Here is a 6032-nt window from a genome sequence, read left to right as displayed (position 1 = left end):
TGCGGTATTTGACGAGGCTGGGCACAAACCACGAAAAATCAAACTTGGCCAGTGCCCCGACCGTGCTGGCGTGGCTGCTGATGAGGATGAGCTCACCGCTCCATTGGCTGGCAAAGACCTCGACCGGTTCGATCGTGGGGCGGCCGGGAGCCGCATCACCAGCGACCTCCTGGAACAGCACCCGCTGACCGTCGCATTGCGCCAGGATCACGACGCGCAAGCCTGCATCGGAGCCGCGCATCACCGCCAGCGCGGGCAGCGGTGTGAGCTGCAGGCGCTGGGGGGTGCTGCGGCTGAGCTTGGCTTTGAGACCCAGGTGCTTGGCCGCGCGCAACAAGTCGTCGCTGGTCAGGGCCTCGCTGGGCAGAAAGCCCAGCTGGTGCGCCAGTGTGGCCGGGTCTGCCGCCAAATGGTGCAGCCGAGCCACCATGCACAACGCGTGTAACGGTGCTGGGGCGCCATTGAGGTGACCTGTAGCGGTCTGCTTGGCGCTATCGCCTTGCGGGATTTCTGTTTCCGCGTCTACCGCAACCGCCATTTGTTCCACCGATCCCATTCCTTGTTTGGGGTGCCACGGCGGTGGATACTAGTTCGAAAATATTACGTTCCGTACATTTTCTGTGTGGTTTTGACCGTTTTTACCCCCTATAAGGGATGCCGTCGGCATCTCCGGGAGCGCTGACCTCAAGGGTGTACGGGTTTTACTGGTAACTGCGCGCGTCCTCGATCACCTTGCCGTCGTTGGGCAGGCTGCCGGGGCGCACCACTTGCACCTGTGCGCGCAGTTTGGTGGTGTCGCGCACGGCGGTTTCGATTTGTTCGCGCAGGCCGTCGGCCACGTCGCTGGCTTCTACCTGCAGGCACATCTGGTCGTTCGCCATTTCGCCGCTGATGACGAGTCGCGCTTTCAGAATTTGCGGAAAGCGCTTGGTGATTTCGGCAACCTGGGCCGGGTGTACGAACATGCCACGCACCTTGGTGGTCTGGTCGGCGCGTCCCATCCAGCCTTTGATGCGCGGGGCCGTGCGGCCGGTGGGGCAGGCACCCGGCAAGATGGCCGAGAGGTCGCCGGTGCCGAAGCGGATCAGCGGGTAGGCCGGGTTGAGCGTGGTGACCACCAGCTCACCCACCTCGCCTTCGGGCAGCGGGTCGCCGGTGCCGGGGCGCACGATTTCGACGATCACGCTTTCCTCGAGCAGCAGACCTTCGCGCGCAGCGGTTTCATAGGCCACGAGACCGAGGTCGGCGGTGGCGTAGGTCTGGTAGACCTCCACACCGCGTTCCTTGAACCAGGCGGTCAGACTGGGGGGGCAGGCTTCACCGCCGACCGACGCCTTTTGGATGCCACTCACATCCACCTTCGCTTCTGCCGCCTTCTCCAGCAGGATGCGCAGGAAGCTGGGTGTGCCCGTGTAGGCGTTGGGCTGGAGGTCGCGCACCGCTTCGAGCTGTTGTTCGGTCTGCCCTGTGCCGGCGGGAAACACGGTGCAGCCGACCGCGTGTGCACCCGCCTCCAGAATGAAAGCGCCCGGTGTCATGTGGTAGCTGAAGCTGTTGTGCACCAGTTCGCCTTGGCGAAAACCGGCGGCGTAGAGTGCGCGACCGGTGCGCCAGTAGTCGGCGCTGGCGCCTTCGGGTTCGTAGATCGGGCCCGGGCTGGCAAAGACGCGCGACATCGCCGGACCGCGCACCAGCGCCGAAAAGCCGCCAAAAGCATCGCCTCCCGAAGCACGCGATGCCTTCTGCAAATCCAGCAGCTCGTGCTTGCGCGTGACCGGCAGCTTGGACAGCGCTTCGCGGGTGGTCACGCTGCCTGCGTCGACGCCTTTCAGGATGGTGGCGAAGGCAGCGCTGTGTTGCTGCGCATGCGCCACCTGAGCGGACAGCGCGGCCATCTGGGCCGCTTCGCGTTCAGCAGGCGTGCGGGTTTCCAGTGCGTCGAAAAAATCGGTCATAGCGGGAACAAGATAAGTTGGATAGACAGGTCTTCAACCAAGGGCGCTGCGGGACCGCCCTTCGACAGGCTCGTGACGGGCCGCCAGCGCCGCGCGGGGGTGGGTCAGGGGCTACGCGAGCCAACGCTTCCGACGTTTGTACGATTTCACATCCTTGAACGACTTGCGCTCGCCGCCGCCCATGCCGAGGTAGAACTCTTTCACGTCTTCGTTGTTGCGCAGGTCGCTGGCCGCGCCGTCCATCACCACGCGGCCGCTTTCCATGATGTAGCCGTAGTCGGCGTATTTCAGCGCCATATTGGTGTTTTGTTCGGCCAGCAAGAAAGTGACTTTTTCCTTGGTGTTGAGGTCGCGCACGATGTTGAACACTTCTTCCACCAACTGCGGCGCCAGACCCATGGAGGGTTCGTCCAGCAGCACGATGCTGGGGTTGGCCATGAGCGCACGGCCAATGGCACACATTTGCTGCTCGCCACCCGAGGTGTAGGCGGCTTGTGAGGTTCTGCGCGTTTTCAGGCGCGGAAAGTAGGTGTAGACCTTGTCCAGGTTGCGCGCGATTTCGGCCTTGTCGGTGCGGGTGTAGGCGCCCGTCATCAGGTTTTCTTCGATGGTCAGGTGGGCAAAACAATGCCGGCCTTCCATCACCTGCACCACGCCCCGGTTCACCAGGTCGGACGGGCTGAGGTTTTCGATGCGTTCACCGCGCAGTTCGATGCTGCCCTTGGTGACCTCGCCACGCTCGCCTTTGAGCAGGTTGGAGATGGCGCGCAGCGTGGTGGTTTTGCCCGCGCCGTTGCCACCCAGAATGGCCACGATCTTTTGCTCGGGCACCTGCAGCGAAACGCCTTTGAGCACCAGGATCACGTGGTTGTAGATGACTTCGATGCCGTTGACGTTGAGAACGATATTGGGTGTGCTCATGGAGTTTTCCTTGCTGACCATTCACAAGACGCGGCCAGCCGGTCTTGTGGATGGTGGCTGGCAGATGCCAACCACGTTTGAGATCCAAATACCCGCCACGCTTGGCGTGCCTTCAACCGAGGGCACCGCGGGCCTGGCTTCGCCAGACCGCAGGTGCCGCTCCCTTGAGGGGGTCGCGCGTAGCGCGGCGGGGGTGGATCAAGACTGGCAGTCGGCGCCGGTGCGGCGCGTCAGCTTCTTGTCGGCGGCGTACTTGTCGGCGGCGGCTTTGACCATGGGCTTGATGATTTGCTCATCGGCTTGCAGCCAGTCGCTGCTGAATTCCCACTTGCTGCCGTTCCAGGTGTGGATGCGGGCCCAGTTGGCGCCCATGTGGTCCTGGCAGCTGGTGGAGACCGGGCGCAGCACGCCCTTGAAGCCCAGTGCGTCGAGTTTGGCCTGGGTCAGGTTCAGGTTTTCGTAGCCCCAGCGCGCTTGCTCGCCCGACATGACCTTGCCTTTGCCAAAGCGCTCTTGCGCGGCGCGCACGCCTTCCACGGCAAACATGGCGCTGATCAGGCCACGCATGTACAGCACTTCGCCCACTTCGTCCTTGGGACCAGCGCCTTCACCCTTGGCGTGCACCTTTTGCAAGATCTCCTTGACGATGTCCGAACCTTTTTCGGTGCCGTGCTGCATGGTGATGGCGTTGTAGCCCTTGGCACCCATGCCCACGTCTTTCACATCGGGTTCGGCACCGGCCCACCACACGCCGTAGATTTTTTCACGCGGATAGCCGGTGGCCTGTGCTTCTTTCACCAGCGTGGAGTTCATCACCCCCCAGCCCCAGTTGATCACGTAGTCGGGGCGGTCGCGGCGGATCTGCAGCCAGGTGGCTTTTTGTTCCACACCGGGGTGGGTCACCGGCAGCAGGCTGAGCTGGAAGCCGTGCATGGCAGCGCGTTCCTGCAGCAGCGGGATAGGCTCTTTGCCGAACGGGCTGTCGTGGTAGACCAAGGCGATCTTCTTGCCCTTGAGCTTGTCCAGGCCGCCTTCTTTGGCACCAATGTGCTGGATCAGCACGTCGGCCGCGACCCAGTAGGTGCCGGCGATGGGGAAGTTCCACTTGAACACGCCGCCGTCCGACGACTCGCTGCGGCCATAGCCTGCGGTGATCAGGGGAATTTTGTCGATCGGGGCTTTTTCGGTCAGGGCGAAGGTGATGCCGGTGGACAGCGGCTGGAACACCGTGGCGCCGCCGTTTTTGCCTTTGAGGCGCTCGTAGCATTCCACACCGCGGTCGGTGGCGTAGCCGGTTTCACACTCTTCCAGCAGGGTCTTCACGCCGTTGATGCCGCCCCGCGCGTTCACCAGTTTCATGTAGTCGGCCATGCCATTGGCAAAGGGCACGCCGTTGGGTGCGTAGGCACCGGTGCGGTACACCAGCGAGGGAAAGAATTGTTCCTTGGCCTGGGCCATGGCAGACGGGGCCACCACCGCAGCGGACAGACCGACGCAGGCCATGGACACGGAAAGGACTAGGTTTCGCAGTTTCATCTCGTTTGTCTCCTAATAATGATCAAGCACACACAAAAATACCAAGGCCCTTGAGTTCAACCCGCTGACGGTGTTTGTGCATCGGGGAAGTCCCCATGGGGATGTACCCTGATGCCGACCCGTGCCAGCGTTTGACTTCAGTGCGGAAAGGGCCAGAGCCGCAACTTCTGTTTGCCAATGCTCCAGAGCTTGGCCAGACCGTGGGGTTCCACGATCAGAAACCAGACAATGAGCGCGCCGAAAACCATGAACTCGGTGTGGGACACCGCCGCCGTTGAAATTTCAACGCCGACCAGCGAACCCAGAAAAGGCAGGAACTGGTTCAGAAAAATCGGCAACACCACGATGAAGGCGGCACCGAAAAAGCTGCCCATGATGGAACCCAGGCCGCCGATGATCACCATGAACAACAGCTGGAACGAGCGGTCGATGGAGAACGCCGCCGGTTCCCAGGAACCCAGGTGGACAAAGCCCCAGAGGCCACCGGCCACGCCGATGATGAAAGAGCTCACGGCAAAGGCGCTGAGCTTGGCGTACATGGGTCGGATGCCGATCACGGCGGCGGCCACGTCCATGTCGCGAATGGCCATCCACTCCCGGCCAATGGCCGAGCGCACCAGGTTTTTCGCCAGCAGCGCAAACACCACCACAAAGCCCAGACAGAACAAGTACTTCTCCACCGGGGTGTTGATGGTCCAGCCCATCACCTGCAGGTTGGACACCGAGACCGAACCCGAAGAGTTGTTGTTGGTGAACCAGCTGATGCGCAGGAAGGCCCAGTCGCAGAAAAACTGGGCCGCCAGCGTGGCCACCGCCAGATACAGGCCTTTGACGCGCAGACTGGGAATGCCAAAGAAGATGCCCACCAGGGTGGCAAAGAAGCCGCCCGAGAGCAGGGCCAGGATGAGCGGCATGCCTTCGAACCGGATCAAGGTGTTGTAGGCCGCGTAGGCGCCCACCGCCATGAAGGCGCCCGAACCCAGTGAAATCTGCCCGCAGTATCCGACCAGGATGTTCACCCCGATGGCCGCCAGCGAGAGGATCAGGAACGGGATCAGGATGGCGCGGAACATGTATTCGTCGACCAGCAGCGGAATGCCGACGAAGGCGAACGCGATCAGGGCCAGGACCGCCCAGCGGTCTTGCGCGATGGCGAATATCTGCTGGTCGGCGCGGTAAGAGGTCTTGAACTGACCGTTTTCTCTGTAGAACATCGGAGTTTTCCTTGTTATTTCTCTGCGGTGGCCATCAAGCGTCCGGAGCGTGCTGCCTTGTTCAGGACTCCCGTGGAACTGGCTTGGCTAGGCCACAGGGAGCGTCCCCCTCCCGAAGGAGAGGGGGAAGACGCGAAGCGGCGCAGGGGGTGCCTCATGTCAAACGCGGTCAATTATTTTTTCGCCAAACAAACCTTGCGGACGGAACAGCAGGAACACCAGCGCCAGCACATAGGCAAACCAGATTTCGATGCCGCCACCGACGTAGGGGCCAAGGTAGACCTCGGAGAGCTTTTCACCCACGCCGATGATCAGGCCGCCGATGATGGCGCCGGGTACCGAGGTGAGACCGCCCAAAATGATCACGGGCAGGGCGCGCAAGGCCACGGTGGTGAGCGAAAACTGC

The 6032-nt window shown here is 62.2% G+C and carries 5 protein-coding genes and 1 pseudogene; all 6 read right to left on the bottom strand.

Annotation, left to right across the window (positions count from 1 at the left end):
- On the bottom strand, positions 1 to 430 hold a 430-nt coding region (locus tag ABYB95_RS15340), incomplete at its 3' end, for a cysteine peptidase family C39 domain-containing protein (RefSeq protein WP_372659437.1).
- A 271-nt stretch (positions 431 to 701) separates the two neighbouring features.
- Complete coding sequence (locus ABYB95_RS15335) at positions 702 to 1955, bottom strand: phenylacetate--CoA ligase family protein (protein ID WP_372659436.1); 1254 nt, start codon at positions 1953 to 1955, stop codon at positions 702 to 704.
- A gap of 111 nt (positions 1956 to 2066) precedes the next feature.
- Positions 2067 to 2876, bottom strand: coding sequence for an ABC transporter ATP-binding protein (locus ABYB95_RS15330; protein ID WP_372659435.1), 810 nt, complete (start codon positions 2874 to 2876; stop codon positions 2067 to 2069).
- Between the two features lie 198 nt (positions 2877 to 3074).
- Positions 3075 to 4412 (bottom strand): ABC transporter substrate-binding protein, encoded by a 1338-nt coding sequence (locus ABYB95_RS15325; protein ID WP_372659434.1) that lies wholly within the window; start codon positions 4410 to 4412, stop codon positions 3075 to 3077.
- Between the two features lie 137 nt (positions 4413 to 4549).
- Positions 4550 to 5626, bottom strand: a complete 1077-nt coding sequence (locus ABYB95_RS15320; RefSeq protein ID WP_372659433.1) for a branched-chain amino acid ABC transporter permease — start codon at positions 5624 to 5626, stop codon at positions 4550 to 4552.
- Positions 5627 to 5785: 159 nt separating this feature from the next.
- Positions 5786 to 6032: pseudogene (locus ABYB95_RS15315) on the bottom strand (branched-chain amino acid ABC transporter permease); the annotation flags it as partial.

This window comes from Hydrogenophaga sp. (assembly GCF_041633695.1).
GTDB lineage: Bacteria > Pseudomonadota > Gammaproteobacteria > Burkholderiales > Burkholderiaceae_C > Hydrogenophaga.
The sequence above is the reverse complement of the archived record's forward strand: the minus strand, read 5'-3'. Positions and strand labels throughout refer to the sequence as shown.